Origin of the sequence: Heliorestis convoluta (assembly GCF_009649955.1) — a bacterium.
In the GTDB taxonomy this organism is placed as follows: Bacteria; Bacillota; Desulfitobacteriia; order Heliobacteriales; family Heliobacteriaceae; genus Heliorestis; species Heliorestis convoluta.
The window spans coordinates 404,641-425,362 of the sequence record NZ_CP045875.1 but is presented as its reverse complement, the minus strand read 5'-3'; the positions used below and the strand labels follow the sequence as shown (position 1 = coordinate 425,362).

19 protein-coding genes are annotated in these 20,722 nt (G+C 43.3%); 18 read left to right on the top strand and 1 reads right to left on the bottom strand.

Annotation, left to right across the window (positions count from 1 at the left end):
• The first annotated feature begins 16 nt into the window (after nucleotides 1–16).
• From FTV88_RS01885 to FTV88_RS01815, 15 genes are all read left to right on the top strand, one after another.
• A complete protein-coding gene (locus FTV88_RS01885) occupies nucleotides 17–781 on the top strand; it encodes a prepilin peptidase (protein WP_243137261.1) in 765 nt (254 codons plus the stop codon).
• A gap of 331 nt (nucleotides 782–1,112) precedes the next feature.
• Nucleotides 1,113–2,789 (top strand): GspE/PulE family protein, encoded by a 1,677-nt coding sequence (locus FTV88_RS01880; RefSeq protein ID WP_153724139.1) that lies wholly within the window; start codon nucleotides 1,113–1,115, stop codon nucleotides 2,787–2,789.
• 86 nt (nucleotides 2,790–2,875) lie between these two features.
• Nucleotides 2,876–3,967, top strand: a complete 1,092-nt coding sequence (locus FTV88_RS01875; protein WP_153724138.1) for a type IV pilus twitching motility protein PilT — start codon at nucleotides 2,876–2,878, stop codon at nucleotides 3,965–3,967.
• Between the two features lie 12 nt (nucleotides 3,968–3,979).
• A complete protein-coding gene (locus FTV88_RS01870; RefSeq protein ID WP_153724137.1) occupies nucleotides 3,980–5,188 on the top strand; it encodes a type II secretion system F family protein in 1,209 nt (402 codons plus the stop codon).
• Nucleotides 5,189–5,192: 4 nt separating this feature from the next.
• Nucleotides 5,193–5,924 (top strand): sigma-70 family RNA polymerase sigma factor, encoded by a 732-nt coding sequence (locus tag FTV88_RS01865; protein ID WP_153724136.1) that lies wholly within the window; start codon nucleotides 5,193–5,195, stop codon nucleotides 5,922–5,924.
• A gap of 15 nt (nucleotides 5,925–5,939) precedes the next feature.
• Nucleotides 5,940–7,076, top strand: a complete 1,137-nt coding sequence (gene pilM / locus FTV88_RS01860) for a type IV pilus biogenesis protein PilM (protein ID WP_153724135.1) — start codon at nucleotides 5,940–5,942, stop codon at nucleotides 7,074–7,076.
• A gap of 3 nt (nucleotides 7,077–7,079) precedes the next feature.
• The gene (locus FTV88_RS01855) at nucleotides 7,080–7,640 is read left to right on the top strand and encodes a PilN domain-containing protein (RefSeq protein WP_153724134.1); all 561 of its coding nucleotides are present in this window, start codon (nucleotides 7,080–7,082) and stop codon (nucleotides 7,638–7,640) included.
• Nucleotides 7,641–7,696: 56 nt separating this feature from the next.
• Nucleotides 7,697–8,242, top strand: coding sequence for a type IV pilus inner membrane component PilO (locus FTV88_RS01850; protein ID WP_153724133.1), 546 nt, complete (start codon nucleotides 7,697–7,699; stop codon nucleotides 8,240–8,242).
• 60 nt (nucleotides 8,243–8,302) lie between these two features.
• Nucleotides 8,303–8,842, top strand: coding sequence for a hypothetical protein (locus tag FTV88_RS01845; protein ID WP_153724132.1), 540 nt, complete (start codon nucleotides 8,303–8,305; stop codon nucleotides 8,840–8,842).
• Between the two features lie 10 nt (nucleotides 8,843–8,852).
• On the top strand, nucleotides 8,853–10,106 hold the full coding sequence (locus FTV88_RS01840) for an energy transducer TonB (RefSeq protein WP_153724131.1): 1,254 nt from the start codon (nucleotides 8,853–8,855) through the stop codon (nucleotides 10,104–10,106).
• Between the two features lie 122 nt (nucleotides 10,107–10,228).
• A complete protein-coding gene (locus FTV88_RS15970) occupies nucleotides 10,229–10,636 on the top strand; it encodes a type II secretion system protein (RefSeq protein WP_153724130.1) in 408 nt (135 codons plus the stop codon).
• A gap of 284 nt (nucleotides 10,637–10,920) precedes the next feature.
• The gene (locus FTV88_RS01830; protein WP_153724129.1) at nucleotides 10,921–11,355 is read left to right on the top strand and encodes a hypothetical protein; all 435 of its coding nucleotides are present in this window, start codon (nucleotides 10,921–10,923) and stop codon (nucleotides 11,353–11,355) included.
• Complete coding sequence (locus FTV88_RS01825; RefSeq protein WP_153724128.1) at nucleotides 11,345–11,794, top strand: thioredoxin family protein; 450 nt, start codon at nucleotides 11,345–11,347, stop codon at nucleotides 11,792–11,794. Before FTV88_RS01830 ends, FTV88_RS01825 begins: the two co-directional genes overlap by 11 nt.
• A gap of 770 nt (nucleotides 11,795–12,564) precedes the next feature.
• Complete coding sequence (locus tag FTV88_RS01820; RefSeq protein WP_162007856.1) at nucleotides 12,565–13,869, top strand: methyl-accepting chemotaxis protein; 1,305 nt, start codon at nucleotides 12,565–12,567, stop codon at nucleotides 13,867–13,869.
• A 237-nt stretch (nucleotides 13,870–14,106) separates the two neighbouring features.
• The gene (locus FTV88_RS01815; RefSeq protein WP_162007855.1) at nucleotides 14,107–15,759 is read left to right on the top strand and encodes a PAS domain-containing hybrid sensor histidine kinase/response regulator; all 1,653 of its coding nucleotides are present in this window, start codon (nucleotides 14,107–14,109) and stop codon (nucleotides 15,757–15,759) included.
• Nucleotides 15,760–15,884: 125 nt separating this feature from the next.
• Here FTV88_RS01815 and FTV88_RS01810 read toward each other — a convergent pair whose 3' ends face one another.
• The gene (locus FTV88_RS01810; RefSeq protein ID WP_153724125.1) at nucleotides 15,885–17,777 is read right to left on the bottom strand and encodes a stalk domain-containing protein; all 1,893 of its coding nucleotides are present in this window, start codon (nucleotides 17,775–17,777) and stop codon (nucleotides 15,885–15,887) included.
• Between the two features lie 294 nt (nucleotides 17,778–18,071).
• Between FTV88_RS01810 and FTV88_RS01805 the strand changes: the two genes are divergently transcribed.
• Genes FTV88_RS01805 through FTV88_RS01795 form a run of 3 tightly spaced genes read left to right on the top strand, consistent with a single transcriptional unit; the run spans nucleotide 18,072 to nucleotide 20,721 of the window.
• Nucleotides 18,072–18,479, top strand: a complete 408-nt coding sequence (locus tag FTV88_RS01805; RefSeq protein ID WP_162007854.1) for a hypothetical protein — start codon at nucleotides 18,072–18,074, stop codon at nucleotides 18,477–18,479.
• A complete protein-coding gene (locus FTV88_RS01800) occupies nucleotides 18,466–18,816 on the top strand; it encodes a type IV pilus modification PilV family protein (protein ID WP_153724123.1) in 351 nt (116 codons plus the stop codon). The genes FTV88_RS01805 and FTV88_RS01800 overlap by 14 nt, the downstream gene beginning before the upstream one ends.
• Before the next feature lie 30 nt (nucleotides 18,817–18,846).
• Nucleotides 18,847–20,721, top strand: coding sequence for a PilW family protein (locus FTV88_RS01795; protein WP_153724122.1), 1,875 nt, complete (start codon nucleotides 18,847–18,849; stop codon nucleotides 20,719–20,721).
• Nucleotide 20,722 lies beyond the last annotated feature (1 nt).

The following is a 20,722-nucleotide window of genomic DNA, read 5'->3' as shown; positions in this document are numbered from 1 at the left end:
AAAAGGATCGAAAGTTATGATGAATGAGTTCACTGGGCTTTTCTATCTCCTTGTTTTTGTCCTAGGCACCGCCATTGGCAGCTTTCTTAATGTAGTCATCTATCGCATGCCTCAAGAGAAATCTGTTATTATGCCACCTTCGGCTTGCGGTGCCTGTGAGACCTTTTTAAAGTGGAAAGATCTAATTCCCCTGATCAGCTACATAAGCCTCCGAGGGCGCTGTCGCTATTGTCAAGAACCCTTCTCTCTTCGCTATCCCTTTGTAGAAGGAACAAATGGCTTGGCCTATCTCGTCATCTATGGAACTTTTGGCCTTACCTTGGAAGGATTTGCAGCAGCATTTTTATTTTCCCTTTTACTGGCTGTTGTCTTTATCGACATCGATCACATGATCATTCCTGATCAGCTCATGCTGACAGCCCTGATTATAGGAATCCCCCTAACAGCTTTTCAATCTCTAGAAAAACTACTATCGGGCTTCATTGGATTGCTCGTCGGTGGAGGCCTTCTATTGCTTATAGCAATTGTATCAAAAGGCGGCATGGGTGGAGGCGATATCAAACTGGCAGGCATTCTAGGTCTTTTTCTTGGCTGGCCCCAAATCCTCCTTGTTCTTTTTTTCTCATTCTTCCTCGGTGCGATAGCAGGTCTAGCTATAATCCTCTATCAAGGCAAAACGATGAAAGAAGCCATTCCTTTTGGCCCCTATCTGGCCATAGCAGCACTTATCGTACTGTTCTGGGGCAACTCAATTTTGACGTGGTATCAGCAATGGATGTAGCTTCCTCCGCTCCTGGACAGAACCTAGAAGAAAGGGCGGCATCAACAGTTTCTCTTGTATCAGCAATGGATGTAGCTTCCTCCGCTCCTGGACGGCCCCACGCTGTTACCGCCAGCTAAGCTACGGATAGGCCTGCTTAAAAGCCAAATTGTTTGTCAATAGACCTATCGATCTAGTACCTTAGTCCCATAGAGTCCTACTGTCAGGAGCGTTACAATAAGAGTAGAACTACAGATAAAGTATAGTAAAAGAAGGGATCCAATAGGTGGGTGGAAAGTCCCTTTTTTTATCGATCCTAAAGACAAAAAGAACGTACGGAGTGCGTAGGATTATGAGAATAGACAAAGCGAAAAACTTTCCCATTGGGATATGGCTGATCAACAATGGCATTATTACACAAGAACAGCTGGATATTGCTTTAGAGCAACAGAACAAAAGCGGCCGAGGACTTTTGGGAGAAGCCCTTGTAGAAATGGGCTTTTGTTCCGAAGAAGATATTGCTCGCGCCATGGCTGCACGATCCAATGTAGAATACGTTCCTCTTAATAAGATCAGCTACGATATGACAGCGATGGCAACGATTTCAGCCGATGCAGCCAAGCGCTATCAAGCTTTGCCCATTGCAATTGAGCATAACAAGCTTGTCGTAGCCATGAAAAATCCAACGGACTTGATGATCATTGACGATCTTCGTGTCCTCACTGGCTACGATATCAAACCAGTGGCTTGCTTAGATAGTGAGCTCCAAGCAGCCATTGAAAAATACGGCCGTACAGGCATCGACTTTGCTGATGATAGCAACCCGTCTAACGAAGCCATCATGGGACCTGGAGAAGATACAAGCAATCGTGCAGCCGTTCAACTGGCCAACTTGATCCTCTCTCAGGCTGTTAGTGCCAAAGCCAGTGATATTCACATTGAGCCCTATGAGAATAGCTTGCGCATTCGCTTTCGTATCGACGGTGTTTTGCATGATATTATGGAACCACCTCGTCGGCTCCACGCCGGCCTTGTCTCAAGAATTAAAGTTATGGCGGGTATGGATATTGCCAACAAGCATATTCCCCAAGATGGCCGCATTACCTTAAAGATCGACGAGCGGCCGATTGATATACGTATCGCTTCTCTTCCTGTTAGCTTTGGCGAACGTGTCACCATGCGCCTTCTAGACCGCACAGGGACAATGCTTACCCTTCAAGATCTCGGAGTAGCACCTATGGTGCTCGAACAATTTCGCCAGGTCATTACACTACCCTATGGCTTTATCCTTGTTACTGGTCCCACAGGCAGTGGTAAATCAACGACACTCTATGCCAGTCTTTCAGAACTAGACAAAGTAGAGAAAAACATCATCACCATCGAAGATCCCATTGAGTATCGATTGGATGGCATGAGCCAGATCCAACTCAACAGCCGCGCTGGCCTCAACTTTGCCTCAGGATTGCGCTCTATCTTACGTAACGATCCTGATGTGATTATGGTGGGTGAGATTCGAGACAAAGAAACCGCACGAATTGCCATTGAATCGTCCATCACCGGTCACCTTGTTTTTTCTACCTTACATACCAACGATGCATCCGGATCGATCAGTCGTTTGATTGAAATGGAAGTAGAACCTTTTCTGATTGCTTCCTCTCTTGCTTGTGCATTGGCTCAACGGCTAGCTCGCCGACTGTGCTTGCAGTGTCGCATCCCCTATGAAGCAAAAGCAGAAGAATTAGAACAAATTGAAGGATTCCCGTTGCTACCAGGAGAGAAAAGCCTTCGCCTCTACAAACCGGGCAAGTGCTCTTACTGTGCCAATACAGGCTACCGTGGCCGAATTGGTATCTATGAACTCCTTCGTATTAGCGAATCCCTGCGCCCTCTCATCCTAGAAAAAACCTCAGCCCAGGAAATTCGAGCGCAAGCTGTCCGAGAAGGTATGATAACCTTGCGACAAGATGGATTGCATAAGGTTCGGCAAGGACTTACTTCATTAGAAGAAATTCTTCGTATCGTATTGTAAGGGTTCCAGTAAGAGTACGGTATAGGTACGATAAGAAGCTTGTTATTCCCTGAATAGGCGATGACCCATAAGGAAGTGCATAGATTATGACAGAATCCAAAAAGATTGACTTGCATAGCATTTTAACGGACATGGTTCGACGAGATGGTTCAGACGTACACCTTACCGTTGGATTGCCACCGGTTGTTCGTATCCACGGGCAGTTGATCTTTTTAGAACAATATCCTCGGCTCATGCCGCAAGATATTGAAAAGCTGATCTACCCGATTTTGGACAAAGAGCAACAAGAAAAGCTCGAAAAAGAATGGGAACTAGACCTTTCCTATTCCGTACCGAGCGTCAGTCGTTTTCGAGGCAATATCATGTGGCAGCGGGGCACCTTATCGGTGAATTTTCGAGCTGTTGCCATTAAGATTCCCAAGCTAGAAGACTTGAACCTGCCATCGGTGATTAAAACCTTTGCCGACTTGCCCCGAGGACTCGTACTCGTAACAGGTCCTACAGGAAGTGGCAAATCAACGACACTCGCTTCTGTCATAGACTTAATTAACGAACAGACAAGTCTCAATGTTGTCACTGTGGAAAACCCGATTGAATATCTACACAGTCACAAAAAGTCCATGATCAAGCAACGAGAAGTCGGCAGCGACACCCACTCTTTTGCCAACGCTTTGCGTCACGTTCTGCGCCATGATCCGGACGTTATCTTAGTGGGAGAGATGCGGGATCTTGAAAGCACTTCTATCGCCATATCAGCTGCTGAGACAGGACATCTAGTTTTTTCCACTTTACATACCCAGACGGCTGCTTTGGCTGTGCAACGGATTATTGATATTTACCCCAGTGATATGCGCAACCAGATTGCCCAACAACTTGCAGACTCCCTTCAAGCTGTTGTAGCGCAACAACTGCTACCTCGCGCCGATGGCAAAGGCCGTGTTGCCGCTGTTGAAATTCTTATTAGTACACCTGCAGTGCGCAATCTTATTCGTGAAGGCAAACAGCACCAGCTCTACACAACAATGCAAACATCTCGCAACATGGGCATGCAGACGATGGATCAATCGTTAGCCGAACATGTCAGCGCTGGCTTGATTACGCGCGAGACAGCCCTTGAGTATTGCGTTGACAAAACAGAATTAGAACGGGCCATCCGCAAAAGCTACACGCTCTTTTAGGGAGGAGAGCCCATGCCGCAATATAACTACCAGGTGCTGGACCAAGAAGGCGAGTTCGTCCAAGGCAAGATGGATGCCGATAACCAGCAAACCGTCATTGCCCGACTGCGTACCATGGGACTTCTGATCATTGACATCAAAGAAGCACGGTCATCGCCTTTAACAGCACTACAACTTGAAGAAAATGTAAAAATCGGCGACGTCCTCATCTTCACGCGCCAGCTTGGCGCCGTGCTATCAGCAGGTATTCCTTTGACGCGAGCCTTGTTCACCCTTTCTGCCCAGGCTAACAACAAGCAGATCAAAAAAAATGTAGAGCAAATTGCTCGTAACGTCGAAGCTGGCACCAGTTTTTCAGAATCTTTGCAGGCCTATCCCAAAATGTTCTCCCCTATGTATGTGGACATGATCAAAGCGGCCGAATTAGGTGGTGCTATGGACGAAATCTTAAAGCGCCTAGCCCAGCAACTGGAGCGAGAAAAAAGCATTCTCGATAATATCAAGACGGCTACATTTTTTCCTGCTACGCTAATCTCTTTTTCCATTCTTATCATCGTGGCTGTTCTCTGGTTTATCGTTCCAGTCTTTATGGATTTTTTTCCACCGGGCATGGAACTGCCGGTATTGACAGAATTGATTATTACCATGAGCAAATTATTACATAGTTACTGGTACCTTGGCTTGCTCACACCGCTTGTACTTTTTCTTCTCTTTCGCCTTTTTGTTCGCAGCCGAGCAGGCAAAGTGCTTTGGGAAAGCATAAAATTTAAGATACCTGTTATCGGTGATTTGCTCAAGAAAGCGACGGTCGCTCGCTTCTGTCGAACCTTGTCTACGTTGTTAACAGGTGGCATTCCTGTGATTCAGGCATTAGAAGCAGCAGGCCCTGCAAGTGGTAGCGCGCAGGTTGCAAATATTGTTAAAGAAGCAACCGTTGGCATTCAACGAGGCCTCGGCATAGCGCCTCTCTTATCAAAACATGACTTTTTTCCGCCTATGATGATCGACATGGTTGCTGTAGGGGAGGAATCAGGTCAAATTAGCGAGCTATTAGACCGCGCTGCTGACTTTTATGAAGATGAAGTGGCCACGATGACCAAAGGATTAACATCCTTGCTTGAACCAGTCCTACTGATTTTTGTAGGTTCTATTATTGCAGTTATCATTACGGCTGTTTATATGCCCATTTTCTCTGTCGTCACCTCTGGTCTAGGGGGGTAAGCCCATGGAAGCCCATATAGCGAAAGAGCAGAGAGAAGAGACGCTGCAGCCGGATGCCTTAGATCGGACTGTGGAACGATACCGTCAAAGTGGCTCAGAGCAAGACTTAGAAGAAGTGATGAAAGCAGGCAAAGCGCTCATTCGTTACTTTGCTCGGCTCTATGCACCGGATCAGTCTCAGGAAGATGCCGTGCAGTGTGGTTATGAAGGATTGCTCAAAGCGATTTCCCAGTATGATCCCGCTTATGGTACTCGCTTTACCACCTATGCAAGCCACTGCATCATGGGTGAGATTCGTCACTTTGTTCGCAAAGAAGCAGCTTTTTGTCGGCCTGTCTGGATTGTTCAATTGCAAAAACAAGTAAACCAGACGATCGAAGAACGGTTGAAAAAGGGAGAGGATGTACCTTCTCTTCAAGAAATCGCAGAAGAACTGAATGTACAAGAAAGGGGCGTTGCCGAAGCCATGCGGGCTGGTTGGGTTTCTCTTGAGGAACTTGACTTATCACGGTTTCGCAATCAGCGCTACGAATCCTTTCGTCTACCGATTGAAGATAAGATTCTCCTTCGCCAAGCCATTGCTCGGCTTAACAAGGAGCAGCAAAAGCTTATCCATCTTCTTTTTTATCAAGATATGACACAAGTGAAAGCAGCTGAAATTCTAGGCATTACCCAACGACAAGTTTCACGGTTGCTGAAGCGAACCCTTCACAATCTTATGCGCTATATATCGTAAAGGGAGTGTTACACCGTGGCCTCCTTCTTCCAATGGTTCCAGTCAGCCAGTGCAGTGGGCTTGGAAATAAACAGTTCCGTCATTCGAGCGGTAGAGCTGAGAGGCCGAGCCACAGCACCGACGATAGTAGCAGCCGGCCGACAAAGCATTCCAGCAGAGGCGGTGCGAGATGGTAGTATCGAAGATCCTGAAGCTGTTGCCGACGCCCTACAGAAGCTCTGGGACAAAGCGGGCTTTCGACGAAGAGAAGTTGTAATAGGCCTTTTCAACAAGTCGATTCTACTGCGCCTTGGCACACTGCCTAAAGCAGTCCCGGAAAAAAAGTTAGCCCAGGCTGTGCGCTTTCAAGCCGATGAATTTTTTCCTATTCCGCCGTCTCAAATGATTCTTGAACATGTTGTGATCGGGGAGCGAAGAGGCGATAAAGGTGATGAATGGGAGCTTTTGTTAATCGGCGCTCGCAAAGAAGGTCTAGAAAAACCTTTGGCTGCTCTACAGCAGGCGAACTTAGAACCAATCATTATCGATTCTTCGCCTTTTGCTCTCATGCGTGTTCTGACGGAATCGCAGCGCAAGGGTACGACTTTGCTTATCGATTTAGCACCAGGGCTGACAACCTTTCTTTTACTCGTAGATGGCATTCCTCGCTTTGCCAGACCCCTATCGCAAAATCTATTGGATCTCAACATAGATGGCAGACTTGCACAAGTCCTTGGACAGCCAAAGCCTCAACCAATAGAAAGTCAATGGCAAGGCTTATTGTCGCCATCTTCCAGTTCAGCAAGGCAAAGCGTAGGAGAGCAACAGATTGCTACTACCACAATCCAGTGGCCTGGTGAAGAAGCCTTCCAGGTAACCGATCCTTTGCAAGAATGGGCTACCACTTTGGCCAATCAGATGCGCTCTACCCTGGGCTACTACATGACACAAAATGAACTAACCAATGTCAATCAGATTGTCCTTGGTGGTCTAGGCGCAACCTTTCCTGGTTTGGTAGAAGCATTAAAAAGGGAACTTGACGCCCCCTTGTCCCTAGTAGATCCCTTGCAGAAGCTAACGGGCAATGTGCAAGTGCAAGGCCTAGACCTAGAGCGAGAAGGCGCTGAATTCTCCACTGCCATTGGGCTGGCTCTGCGGGGTTTGGAGGACTAAGACATGGACATTCGAATTAATCTTCTACCGCAGGAGCTAAAAACAAAGCGGGCCGAGAAAAGAAAACAACGCCAAATATTTATTGGCGTCGTCATGACTTTGGTGTTGATGTTTTTTTTCTATACGGCCTTGCTTGGCGCAACGGCAGCTGCCAATTCAGAAGTTGAATTCTTACGGCAGAAGCATTTGACGCTAGAAGAGCAATTGGCGCAATTTAGGCAGTACGAAGAAAGGTTAGAACAAGTTAAAAGCTTTGATGAAGTTGTTACAAAAGCAGTAGGCACGCCAACAAAGTGGTCGGAACTGCTCTTACAAATAGGGTTGCAATCGCCTTTAGATATCTCCCTAGAAAATATTTCTATACGAGGCAATGAACTTACTTTGCGAGGGGTGGCTCTCGATCATCAGGGAGTGGCTCAGTGGTTAGAAATCTTACAGGAGATTCCCGGAATCGAAAAGGCACAAGTCCAATTCTCGAATCAAAGTACGGGTGCTATGACCCAATTTGAATTTAGAGCTCAAATCGATCGAGAAGCCATCGACAACAAGAAGGACATTCAGTAAAAGACAGGTGATGAGGCCTGAAAGCAGACAAGTGGAACATCAACAACCTAAAAAACATGAACATACAAGATTTGTTCCGCCATCGAATCTTGCTGAGTACGATTCTGCTGCTGCTGCTTTTCATACCAAGCTTTATAATCTATCAGCAATGGCAGTCTTTGCAAGGGACACGCCAAGTTCTTGCGAAAGAGGAAAAGAATGTAGAAGCTGCTCAGGCTCGATTAGAAGAAATGTTCCTACTCAGAGAGAACCTAGATCGATTGAAAGAACATGAAGCTCAATTGAGTCGCCTCATGCCAGCGACACCGGAAGAAGGGGAACTGATTCGCTTTATAGAAGGACAAAGCAACAGAGCCAATGCACATCTTGTAGAAATTCGCTTTGAAAGCCCTCAATCAAGAAGTGGTTACATGGAGATTCCCTTACGACTGGTTGTCGAAGGCTCTTATCAAGAGCTTCTTCGACTGTTACATTGGTTACAAGCGGGAGAGCGAGCGCTGCGAGTGGAAGAAGTCAACCTGAGCAGAGGTCGGCAGGCTTCAGGGAGTTTGCGCATGGAGATACAAGCGATTTCTTTTTATCGGACCTCCGAGAAAGGGTAATAGAAAGCCTTAGACTGTCGTAGTAAGAAAAAGCTTCAAGTAGGGGATGGTGACATAGCGTTGGTCTTAGACAATGGAGCTAACAACGTAGACAGCAACAAATCTATAGAGACAAAGCAAGGAAAAACAAAAAAAAGTGATGATAAGAAAAAGGCGCTATCGCCTCGCCTGCTCTGGTTAAGCCTCCCTCTCTTACTGGGAGTCATTGTCGCTTCAGCTTTATATCTCAAAGATCACGTGTCTACCTTTTCAGGGAATGAAGGGATTATAACTGAAGAAAGAGTAGAGAAACCGTCGCCACTTATCTTTTTGCCAGAAGAAGTACGCGCTTTCGACGAAAATGAAGATCCACGGCTTTATCAAGTACGAGATCCTTTTGCAGGAACCTTTACCCTCAAGGGCCTCTTATCCGATGGAGGTGCAAGCATTGCCATTGTTGAAGCGGGCTCTAAAGCCTATATCACCCAAGTCGGTCAAGAAATTGCCGGGGGTTGGAAAGTCGAGCAAATTCACGGTGATGGTGTCGTGCTTTTGTTCGAAGATAGAGCCCTTTTATTGACTTTTGATGGAGTAAAAGATTGGCCCATAGAACAACAGTAGATGCGAAGAGGTGATTGATATTTTTCGAAAAAGTATGGGACTGACGATCCTCTTCATCTTCCTGTTTCAACTCGTCCTATTTCCAACTACCCTCTATGGCGATGCTATGATCTATAGCAGCGATCATGCCATGGATAGAAGTAGAAGTGTAGCCAGTGCAAGAATCACCATAGATGCTCGAGACGTAGAACTACGAGATCTTTTCTCCGCCTTGGCCTTGAAAATGGGTACAACCATTGTCTTAGTAGACGACATTCAGCAAAAAGTAGACTTACAAGTAAAAAATATACCTCTTCGTGATGCCTTTGACTTGCTCATTAACAAAAACGGTCTCGCTTACTTAGAACAAGGTACCATGATTCTAATTGGGCAGACAGGAAACTTACATACCCATTTTTATGATCAAATGTTCCTCCAGCGGTTTGATCTTGTCTTTGTCAAAGCACCGGTCATACGAAGCTTAATCAATGAGCTAAATATTCCAGTCAAAAGCTTGTTGCTGCAAAGCAATGAAAATGCCATATGGGTACAAGGGACAGTACAAGAACTGCACAAAGTGCGGGAGCTGATCTATGTAATCGATCGGATTGAAAATGAAGCAATAGAAGAAGAAGAGTCTGATGAAACAGAAGTCGTAGAACCTTTCTCCCTAGAATATCGCATCATTACAACAACACAAATCCCACCGGAGCGAGTGCTACAATTGCTTACCGAAATGGGTATCCATCTAGAAAGATATCTAACCATGGACCAGCGCCTCCTTGTCTTCGATCAAGAACTATTCGAACACTGGGAAGAGATTGAGAAAACAATTGCAGAGCTGGATACCATCAGAGCCCGAGAACAAACGGTTTTTGTCTATCCATTAAAAAATATCGTAGCCGGTGATGCTGCAGCGTGGCTCAATGAATTTAACTTCGGTCCTGATGTTCGTGTTGTTCCCAATAACGCAGATCGCTTTAGCAAAGAAATCCTAGTTATCTCCCCACCACACAAAGAAAGTACCGTACGAGGAGCCATTGAAAGATTAGATAGAGTAGGCACAAAAATACGCTTGCCCGTTGAAGACGGAAACGACGCCAATGTACTGAATGCACGACGAAGCTTACTCAGTGAACTATCCGGTGTACCTGTGTCAAGCTTTAGAATCTCTCGTGACATCGGCCCAGTAGGCAATCCACGCTATATCCTCTGGGTAGAAGAAACACCCGATAAGATACAACTCATCAAAGACTTGAACAGACAAGTGAACAATCCAAATTAAAAAATTATTAAGAAAAAGTTAAAAAAAGTGTCTGAAAAGTTGACTCGCTGGTATAACTCCTATGAAGACAATTATAAGCGATCTACTTTTTCGGTCGCAGCATAAAAGAAGGAGGGAAATAGATGTTTCAAAGAGTTCAAAAAGCCATGAAGAATCAGAAGGGTTTTACACTGGTTGAGTTGATGGTTGTTGTAGCGATTATAGGGGTGTTGGTGTCGATTGCAGTTATGTCGTTTGGTGGTTCAACTGACTCTGCTCGAGAAGGTGCTGCAAAAGCAGACGCAAGAAGTATTCAATCGGCCTGCTTGCTGATTAAATCAGAAAATATGAATGATCCGAGTATTGATTTGTCATGGGACGAGGCTGATTATACAAGATTTTTTGATGTCGTTGCTATGAATGATAAGTATGATGAAATTGAAATTGGAGAAGACGAAGAAGAGGATTACTGTTATGTTGTAGTAGAGTATGAGAATTCTATCGGCGAAGCTGTTAGGATAGACTCAAAAGGAAATAAATTACAAGAGTAACCTCGGATAACTACCGCTGTGGAAGTTATCCAATTGTGCTCTATTCATTCAGAGGCTATGCAAGTGTTACTTTAAATATTTTGAATCTTTTTTGAAAAATCCCCTGCCTAAGGTAGGGGATTTTTCAAAAATATTAAATATGTTATATAGCTTTTTAAATAGGTGGATTTCTTATATTAATTATAAACTAAAACTAGTATGTTACAGTATAGAATGTAAAATTAAGAAAAGATCGAATGTAAACGATAATCTAGCTCACTATATGAATACGGGAGGCGTAAGCAGTGTTATCAATACCATTGCACAATCGATTTCATCATGGAGCGGCATTAGTATCGATTGCAAACGCTTTCTTCTTACTTTTTGTATCCTGGGAGAAGTATATAACGAAGGCCTGTAGCGCTTGTTCTTTTATTCCTTGGTTGACTGTTGGTGATGAATTCATTGGGCTACTAGGGGCAGGAATGGCCTTTTTCATCGCTGGTCTTGCTTCTTTAGCAGGACGCAATGTTTTTTTGGGTTATCTAGCTTTTTATCTGACACTTTTTTCCCTAGTTTTTGGTACTTTAATACAACTAGGTCGTTTTTGGTCTTTGGGCTCCTTTTGCACACAATGCCTTTTATCAGATGCTTTATTCTCATTAACAGCTATGCTTCTTGCACTATGGCTTTGGAAGAAGCGACAAGATAAGAAGGAGAATCTTCATTATGCTCGCTAGAATTATAAGAAAACCAATAAAGGATACTTCTTTAAAAGCGGCCACAGCAATCCTTCTTCTATGGGCTTTTTTATTTCTCAGTGGCTGTACTGGAAGTTCCACAAGAGTTTTAATTGACGATTATAAACAGGGAGAGTATGTACTATTAACAGCAGAAGAAGTTCAGCCAGGTACTTTGCTGTATTTTTTTGCACCCAATTGTAGGTTTTGTGGGGATCAAGAACCGCTACTGAATGAATGGCTTGCAGAAAATAAAGAAGCCTTACATAAAGTTTCATTAGAGAAAATTGATCTTTCCAATCGAGATAACCATGAGCTTAGTCGCAAATATGGCATTGACAGCGTGCCTGCCTTTGTTTTTATTAATGAGCAGGGTGAAGCTCTTTCAAAAAAAATAGGCTTGCAAAAAAAAGAAGTATTCAATAGGATGGTGCAATAATTAAGGATGAGAAATCCACCGCTAACTCTGCCAAATGCACAAATCCTTAATACATCGGCTCAAAAAAAGTAATCTAGGGCAGATGTTATGCATTCCTGAAAAGAGGACTTCAGCCTTCAGCTTTGCTGCTGCTCATGGCGTGGGTAGGACCTTTGGAAGGAATGAATAACGCCTGCCCTTACTTTTTTGCTAACCAGTCATGCCCGGTTGGGCACAACCACTGATGAAAATAAATTTTCCTGATTACGTTGGGGTTACTTCATAGAGGGACCAAGTCATCACGCTTTCCTCCGCTCTGGACTGGTCCCACGCTGTTACCGCCAGCAAGCTGGCGACAGCTGAGGTCCCAAGTCCCGCTGCGGAAAGCGTGATGACCTGGCCCAGAATGTTTTTGCTGATTGTTACTTCCGTTGGAATAGCTTGGCGAAACTTTCTTCTATCCGCAACTACCTATTGTATTTGCAATGCAATAGGCCCAAAGCCAGTCACAACCAGCAAAATGTACCTGGGGCAGGCGTTATGACTTCCTGGAGAGAGGACTTCAGACCTCAGCCATCGGCAGCTTCGCTGCCGCTCATGGCGTGGGATGAGTCCGTTCGGAAGGAAGTCATAACGCCTGCCCCCACCACAAGGTATCTATTTTACATGCTAAAGTACACCCTAACTTTCAGAAACACTTACCAACCACCAAAAAAACAATGCTATAATAATGAATAAACGTACAAATACATCTATAAAAAGAATGAATGAATAGGAAGAGGAGGAAAGATGTGAAAGAAAAGAAGGTACTAATCAGACAAGTCACATTTGGCCTACAAATGAAACTAACCCTAGCTTTCGTAGCAATATTCGCCTTTATCATAATCGGAAGAACCATAGTCGTAAGCTATGCAATTCAAAGTCAAACAATCAGCGCCAACATCGTCAACATAAGCTCCATGATTATCGCCATACTTCTGGGAATCGTAGTCTCATTTTACACCGTGCGCACCTTGGTCATAAAACCTTTAGAAGCGATGAAAGATTACATAATCCAAAAAGCCAATGGAGATTTTCAATCAGACTTGTCCCAGGATTTGCTCAACAAAAAAGATGAATTTGGCGCCATCGCCGATGCCTTAAAAAACATGCAAGCCTCAATCAAACAAATGATCACCAATATCACTACCAAGTCAAAAGACGTAAGCCAAATCTCAGATTCCTTAGCAGCTACATCGGAAGAAATGACAGCATCATCCCAAGAATTGGCGAATACAATGGAGTACATTGCAAACGGTGCATCCAAACAAGCAACAGACTTGACCAACATATTGCTCTCATTATCAGAGCTAACGAAGAACATTGAAAAGATACATATAGAACTTCAAGACTTCAACAGTGAAACAGAAAGCACAAAACATAAAGCCAGCAATGGAAAAACAGAAATGGATAACCTAGTACAATCAATAGAAGAAGTTAAAAAAGCCTTTCGAGTCGTTGCCGCTCAAATAGAAAGACTTACGGCCTCGGTGCAAGAAATCAGCGGTATCACAGAAATCATTTCTTCCATTTCACAACAAACGAACCTACTTGCCTTGAATGCTGCCATTGAAGCGGCTCGGGCTGGTGAGCTTGGCAAAGGCTTTGCAATCGTAGCCGAAGAGGTAAGAATGCTAGCAGAAGAATCCAAAAAATCAACAGATAAAATTACAGCATTAGTTGGCACTGTAAATACGGATACAGATGAAGTGATTAAGACATCAAAACGGGTAGAAGCATCCTTAGAAGCGCAAGTTCTATCCCTTAGAAATACAGTTACATCTTTTGAAGAAATACTGCTGTCGGTAGAGAAAACCGCACCACGAATGAAAAGCACCTACGAAAGAATGGATGAAATTCAAAAGGCAAAAAACATAGTGGTAGAAAGTGTGGAACGGGCCAATGCTATAACGACAGAAAATGTAACATCAACAGAACAAGTAGCAGCATCCACAGAACAGTTATCAGTTTCATCCGATGAGATATCCTCAACCGCCCAGAATCTTAAAGATGTGGTTCAGCGCTTTAGAGAAAGTGTAAGTATCTTCAAAATATGATCTATTAAGGCAAAGATCAGAGGAAAGTCAAAACAAGTCTACACCTTATTCAAGACATAGCGAAACCATCCCCCTTGCGCTATTAACAAATTCTTTCACGACCCCAAGAAATTTCGATTCGATCCGACAAACTTCGCACACCTACAATGCTATAATGCTTTTAATAAATTCTTTATGCATAATGCAAGACAGAGAGAGAAGACAACTGAATGTGGCGAAAAGAAGGTTGGGATAGAGATGAATCAATTGAGCAGAAGTCTCGGAGTCGATGAGAGAAAGACAGGCCTAGAGAGAAACAATCGATTCAAAAGTAGCGAAGACTTGTTACAGACTATCACCGATAACATGCTCGATATGATGGTTATAACGGATTGTCGCTTTATCATTCAATTTGCAACGCCTTCTTTCGAAAACGGTCTAGGGTGGTGTCCAAAAGAAATGGTAGGAACCTCCATATTTGACCGTGTATGCCCAGAGGATCTCCCTTATGTTAAAGAAAAGGTAGAAGAAGCATTACGTGGTGAAGGAAAGGGCTCAGCTGTTTTTCGTTATCGCCATGGAAAAGGTCATTATATCTGGAACGAAGCAGTAGGAAAAATTTTGCATGACCAGAACGGGAAAATCGTGGGAGCGCTTTTTTCGAATCGCGATATAACAGAACGAAAAAAAGTAGAAGAGCAGATGGTGCTTCAAAGCCGCATGCTGAAAAAGACGTTACGAAAAGCCAAAGAGGCCATGACGGCAAAAGAAGAAGTTCTTGCTGTCATGAGTCATGAGATTCGCACCCCAATTATCGGTATTCTGGGTATGACAGAGCTGTTGTTGGATACGGTATTACATAAGAAACAACAAGAGTTTGCTGAATCTATTCTTTCTGCATCCAACCATACGCTTACTATCATTAATGATATTCTAGACTTTGCCAAAATGGAATCTGGAAAAACAAAGCTTGACTTTTACGATATCGATGTTCGTCGCTTACTTACTGAAACGACTAAGACCTTTCAAGCGCAAAAGCACAACAAGGGTCTATTTTTTGAACAGATCATTGATGAGAGGATCGACCCTATACTGCAAGGCGATCCATTACGGCTTAAGCAAATCCTTTTCAACCTTATAGGAAACGCTGTAAAGTTCACAGGAGAAGGGAAAATTTCCCTGCGCTTATCCTTAATTGAATCAGATCGGCATAGACAATTGTTACATTTTACGATACAAGATACAGGTATAGGGATTTCTGAGAAAGAAATCGATACTCTTTTTCAACCTTATAAGCAAGCCTCTCAAGAAGTATCAAACCTCTATGGAGGAACAGGCTTAGGTCTATCGATTAGTAAAATGTTGGTTCAGCTCATGGGTGGGAAAATTGGAGTTCGGAGTGTAGAAGGTCAAGGCTCTACCTTTTGGTTTGAGCTACCCATGAATCGTTCAAATAGTGAAGAAGAAGATCAAGACATACCTTCTGATCTCTTCACAGGAAACAAAAAGAGTGGTATTAAAAGCATTTTCGAAAAAAATGTTCACAAAGGTCTTTCCATTTTATTAGTTGAAGATAATAAAATTAATGCCAAGATTGCAAAAGCACAGTTGACCAAATTAGGGCTCTTTGTGAAGGTTGCTCAAAATGGGAAGGAAGCTATCGTAGCAGTTAAGAATAACCACTTTGATGTAATCTTTATGGATTGCTATATGCCAGTCATGAACGGTTGGGACGCTACACAGTATATTAAACAGATGGACAAAAGCAGCAATATTCCCATTATCGCTTTGACGGCTAGCGACAGAAGGAGTAAAGAAAAATGCCTTCAAGCCGGTATGGATGACTATATACTCAAGCCAGCGAGTTTTTCAGATTTTGTGAGAATTTTGAACAATTGGTTTCCCACGTAGAATCTCCGTTTCTAAACAGAATGAAGCTTTTCAATATAAGAGCCCTTTACCAGTCTTTGTACGGTAAAGGGCTCTTTCTATCTGAACTATCTTGAGTGAGGCTCCAAAGGTTGGCTACAAAGCAATTACTGTGCCAACATACGCCTTGCTTCTTGAGCTTGTGTACTTTGTGGTGCTAGCTCAATCACTTGGCGCAAGTGTACAGCAGACTGATCATAGGCTTGAACTTGGAAGTGGCGATAGGTCACGCCGAGACCATAATGACCTGCAACCCTATGCTCAGGCACAGCTACAGCTTTAGTGAAAGCTGCAATCGCTTCATCAAAGGCACCTGAAGAATAAGCAGCCCAACCGAGCGGGATGAAAGCACGGTTATCGCTGACTTGCCCGAAAGCTTCCATGGCTTTGCGATAGTCTCTCTTTTTATTATAAAGGTCGCCAAGAGCCATCCAAGCGTCAGAAAGAGTGGGATCAATCATCGTAGCTTGCTCTAACTCTATGAGGGCAAGATCTTCTTGTCCTTGTTGCAGCAATTGCATTGCTTTTTCATAATGAATTTGCCCCGACTTTACAGTGCTGGTAATGATAGCTCCATACCGTTGTGGATCCCAATGAACATGAGCATCTAACGCTTCCGAGACAAAGCGCAAAGGAATATAGACGCGGCCATTGCGGTTAACGGGAGCTTTCGGTACATCTTGTGCTACACCATTCATGAAAGCCGTCCTTTGGCCGACAGGCAAGCGAATTTCTCGATCGTAGCGTTTGGCAATGACACTGTTCGTTGGGCCATCCCAGTGTAAAGTAGCGCCAAGGGCTTCAAAGATGCCTCGTACAGGAACCATCGTAGTTCCGTCTTCAATGAAAGGTGCACCCCCAGGCACGACAATTTCACGTCCGTTCACTTCTACGATAGGGACTCTCTTGCGCGGTACTACAACGAGACTGTTGCTCAGATTGCGACCTGGTGTTGTCACATAGCGCCCCTGGTAATAGAGACCGGAGGAAGCACCACCATCTAAATTCATTGCTTCTTGCAAGCCCAAGTTGACGAGCCCTTCTGCCAGTTGTCGAATGGTCACGTTGGGCATGGTGCCTATCACAATGGTTCCATCGCTGCGCGTACCAATAAAGCTACGCAAGCCACCATAGGTTGTCAACTTGGGATCGCGAATCCCTTCGCGCTCAAAATTCACATCGACAGCACCACGACTTACCAGCTTCGGGCCAGCACTCATAAGGTGCCGTAGAGATTCTAAGGAAGAAGGAAATTCGATGTAGCTTTCTACTTGGTCGCCTACTTTGAACTTGTTGATCTGTTCTTGGTTCTGTGGCGCCGGTCCATAAGCAATTACAAAGCCCTGATCGGGAATGGTAGCGCTATCTTTGCGAATGGACGTAACTGTACCTCCATCGACGACGACAAAGGTAAAGCCTGTGAAAGAGAGCGTTTTACTGCGAAAGGACGGTGTAAAAAGAACAATCTCTCCATGAGAAGTCGGTTCATGATTCATAAACCATGCGTACCAGTTGTTGGGCCAATTGCGAGAACCATTGATACCGCCTAGAATCTTAATCGAATCAGTGGGGCCAAAAAGAAGGCGCTGATCCGTCGGCATACCTACCGCCGTTGGACCACCTCGAAAATGTTGAAGCACCCCATCAATCATAAGGGCACCCATAGGTTGCAGATCTCGTGCATCATAGGCGTTGAAAAAGGTACCATTAATAGCAGCGACTGCGCCTGTCCGTTGGGCCATAGAAGCGAGTGACTCGGTCTGACCCACTTTATTCTGTGCCAACACAGGGCGAAGTTCTAGATCTTCAGTAGGGTGGAATTGTATGTACTGAATCGTTCTGGAACCGCCAGATGTTGAAACGGTCGCGCTACTCTGTTCCAGTCCGTAAGCAGGAGAGGAAGAAAGGAAGAGTAGAAAGAAAGAAGAAAAAAGTACAATCATAGAGTGGATCCAAGGCATTTCTTTTTTTGCGCTTTTGCTGAATAAGCTTGCTGTCATGAAAATCTCCTTTCCCTATTTTGGCTATTTTCATTATATCGATAAAAGGACGCTAACGGAAGCCTCTATAGAGGCAGGGATATAAGTTTCTTACTATTATCTTATATTCGCTTTATAATTCTAGAGAGAGTTGGCTTATTGGTTTGAATTAGCAAAAGTGAAACTTTTCAAGAAAAACTAAAAGAACTTGTTCTTACATGGTGAAAAGAGAAGCTCTAAATGGGTGAAGAAAGTGTATAATGAAAGTAAGAAAGTATAGATGATAGATAGCACCACTAGATGGGAGGGAAATCTTTGCTTTCTAATGAAAAGGGATGGTCACTGCCTTTGGTACTAATCATAGTACTTGTAATGATGATGGTAAGCACAGCTTTATGGCAGTATGCAATGGTCGATCTAAAGCATGTCACGATTGATGAGAAGAGAATGCAGGCGCATTACTTAGCTCGTTCAGGCGCTGATCTTGTACTGGCATATCTTGACGAAGATCCCGATGAGCAACAAGATCGTCTAGAAGAATTAAAAGGGAAGACATCGACGCAGCAAGTCTATAACAATCAATCAGTCTCCTTTACCGTTGAAATTATTGATGACGGAAGGGCTCTGAAGTCAACAGGCTTTGTCGATGATGTCACAGAAACCTTGTATGTTGTGATAGATCCAAATCGTAGATATTGGAGTCGATCCTATGAAAACTATTAAAAATCTGTCCTCTTGCAAGAAAGGTTTCTCTGTTGTTGAAGTTCTCATATCTCTCGTGATTCTAACCATCTTAATTGTTGCAGTCGCTCCTTTGATGGCAACGAGTTTTACGGGGATCATGGCAAGCGGTAATCGAAGTACAGACTTGTATCAAGCTCAGCGCGAATTAGAAAATGAAATATCAGAATTAAACAATGAAACCAATGGTTCATCGCTTTTTGAGATTACCTTCTCTGATGGCAGTGACAATGTCACAATCGAGATCAATGCCCAGAAACTTATACAAGACACACTTATCTATTACGCACCTGTTAGCAACACATCTCATAGCGAATAAAGCAAGCTCTCATACTTGGAGGGAAAAGCCATGAAAGCGGCTTTCAGATCGACTAAGAAAAATTACATAAGGAATAACAAAGGGGTTACCTTGGTTGAGTTGCTAGTAGGAATTGCTTTGTTGAGCTTGGTGATGACCCTTGGCTATTCCTTTTACTTTTTCGGTTATAATTCTTTTGCCACCGGAGAAGTGCGATCCGATGTAAGGCAGAATATTCGTTTTGCGGCAGACTTTATTACGCAAGAGCTTACGTATGCGACTCATGTACAAGTTTTAAGTTTTATTCCTGATGAAGATTTTTTAGAAGATGATTACCATTACATCTATGTGAAAGAAGGTCAACTCACGCATAGAGAAGCTTTTGGTGAAGAATTGGCTCCCTTTGGCAATATTGCTGACAGAGTAACATTGGATGAGAATCTTAGTTTTTCATTAGAGAGCCATCTGATTTCTTTCGAAATAAAAAATAACAGTATAGAAGATAGTTATAGCATTGCAACGACTGTAAGGTTTCTTAATCATCTAGAGGAAGCGGTTGGGAACGCGGGAATCGCTGTTGCTTATAAAAGTGAACGAAGGCAAATCACGAACCCACCGATAGAGATAAGCAGGATTATGTCAACAACGGCCCAGTGGAGTGGCGATAATTTAGAGGTAATCGTCACTTATACAAGAGAACTGACAAGTGTTGCTAGTAATGAAGCAACGAACCTATTCAGTTTGGAATTTGATAGTAACACTGTAAATCCGTATATTATTGAAAGAGAAGGCTCTCATTCTTTAAAGCTACTGTTTCAAAACTATGCAGTTACCCAGGGAGGACGTCATAACCTTATCTATGATCAAGGCAATTTGGAAATAGCTATTAAAGATATCGATAACAACAACGTTAGGAGTCCCGAAGAGGTATCCGTGAATGTCCCTCCTAAGCATCTTGCTAGCGGAAATAGTATTCTTGATTTTTCGATTGCAGGACAAATTGGTGATGCTTATATCAGTGAGCAACATAGCTACGTTATTGTTAAAGTTCCAGAATCACTTCATTTAGGACTGGCGCTTGTAACATTTGAGTTATCTCCTGGTGCAACAGCATACGTAGACGTTAATGGGACATTGCAACAACAAAAAAGTGGAATCCAAGTATCGCATTTTAGCAGTGCAGATAATAATAACGAGGTTACATCAGTTACCTATGTTGTGAAAGCACAAGATGGATCGAATGGAAGGAAATGGCAAATCATTCTTATAGAAGAAGGAAACCCTTCTAAGGGAGGCGATGGGATCGTCTTTTATGTTGATCAAGCAGGTACATTACTACCAATGCCCTTTAGAAATGTAATAAACACTGTTGAAGAAGATGAAGATTGGGTAAAGCTCATCATAAGCTCTCAAGTAGGAAGGCAAAGTCATCCGAATGAGTTCAGTTTTACAGCACCAGAAGGAATCATCATTGAATCGGGTGTAGAATTAGTAACAACCCATAACCATCCCATTATTCGTTTAACGGCTGTTAATGGCGATATTGTCTTAGAAGAAGGTGTTATATTACTCTCTCAATATCCCAATAATAACGTGAATGAAGAGATAATAATAAAAGCTGGAAAAAATGTAGATATAAGAAATGCAAGCTTAACAGCTAGAAGATACATAGAAATAAGGGCTGGTCAAAATATTTTCGCACAAAATGCTGACTTAAAAATCCTTACAAACTCAACACAAAGCAATCTGATTTTGTGTCTATCTCCACCAACAGGTACTAGTATAGGCAGTATTTTTGTTAACAACTTATATTTGGAGGTTCCAGCTAATAACGTAAAACCTAAATCGATTCCTTATAATGCACTTGTTGGAACTTTAAGATCGCATAGCCATACCTTCGATTCAAATTTCAATAGCTGTAATTAGA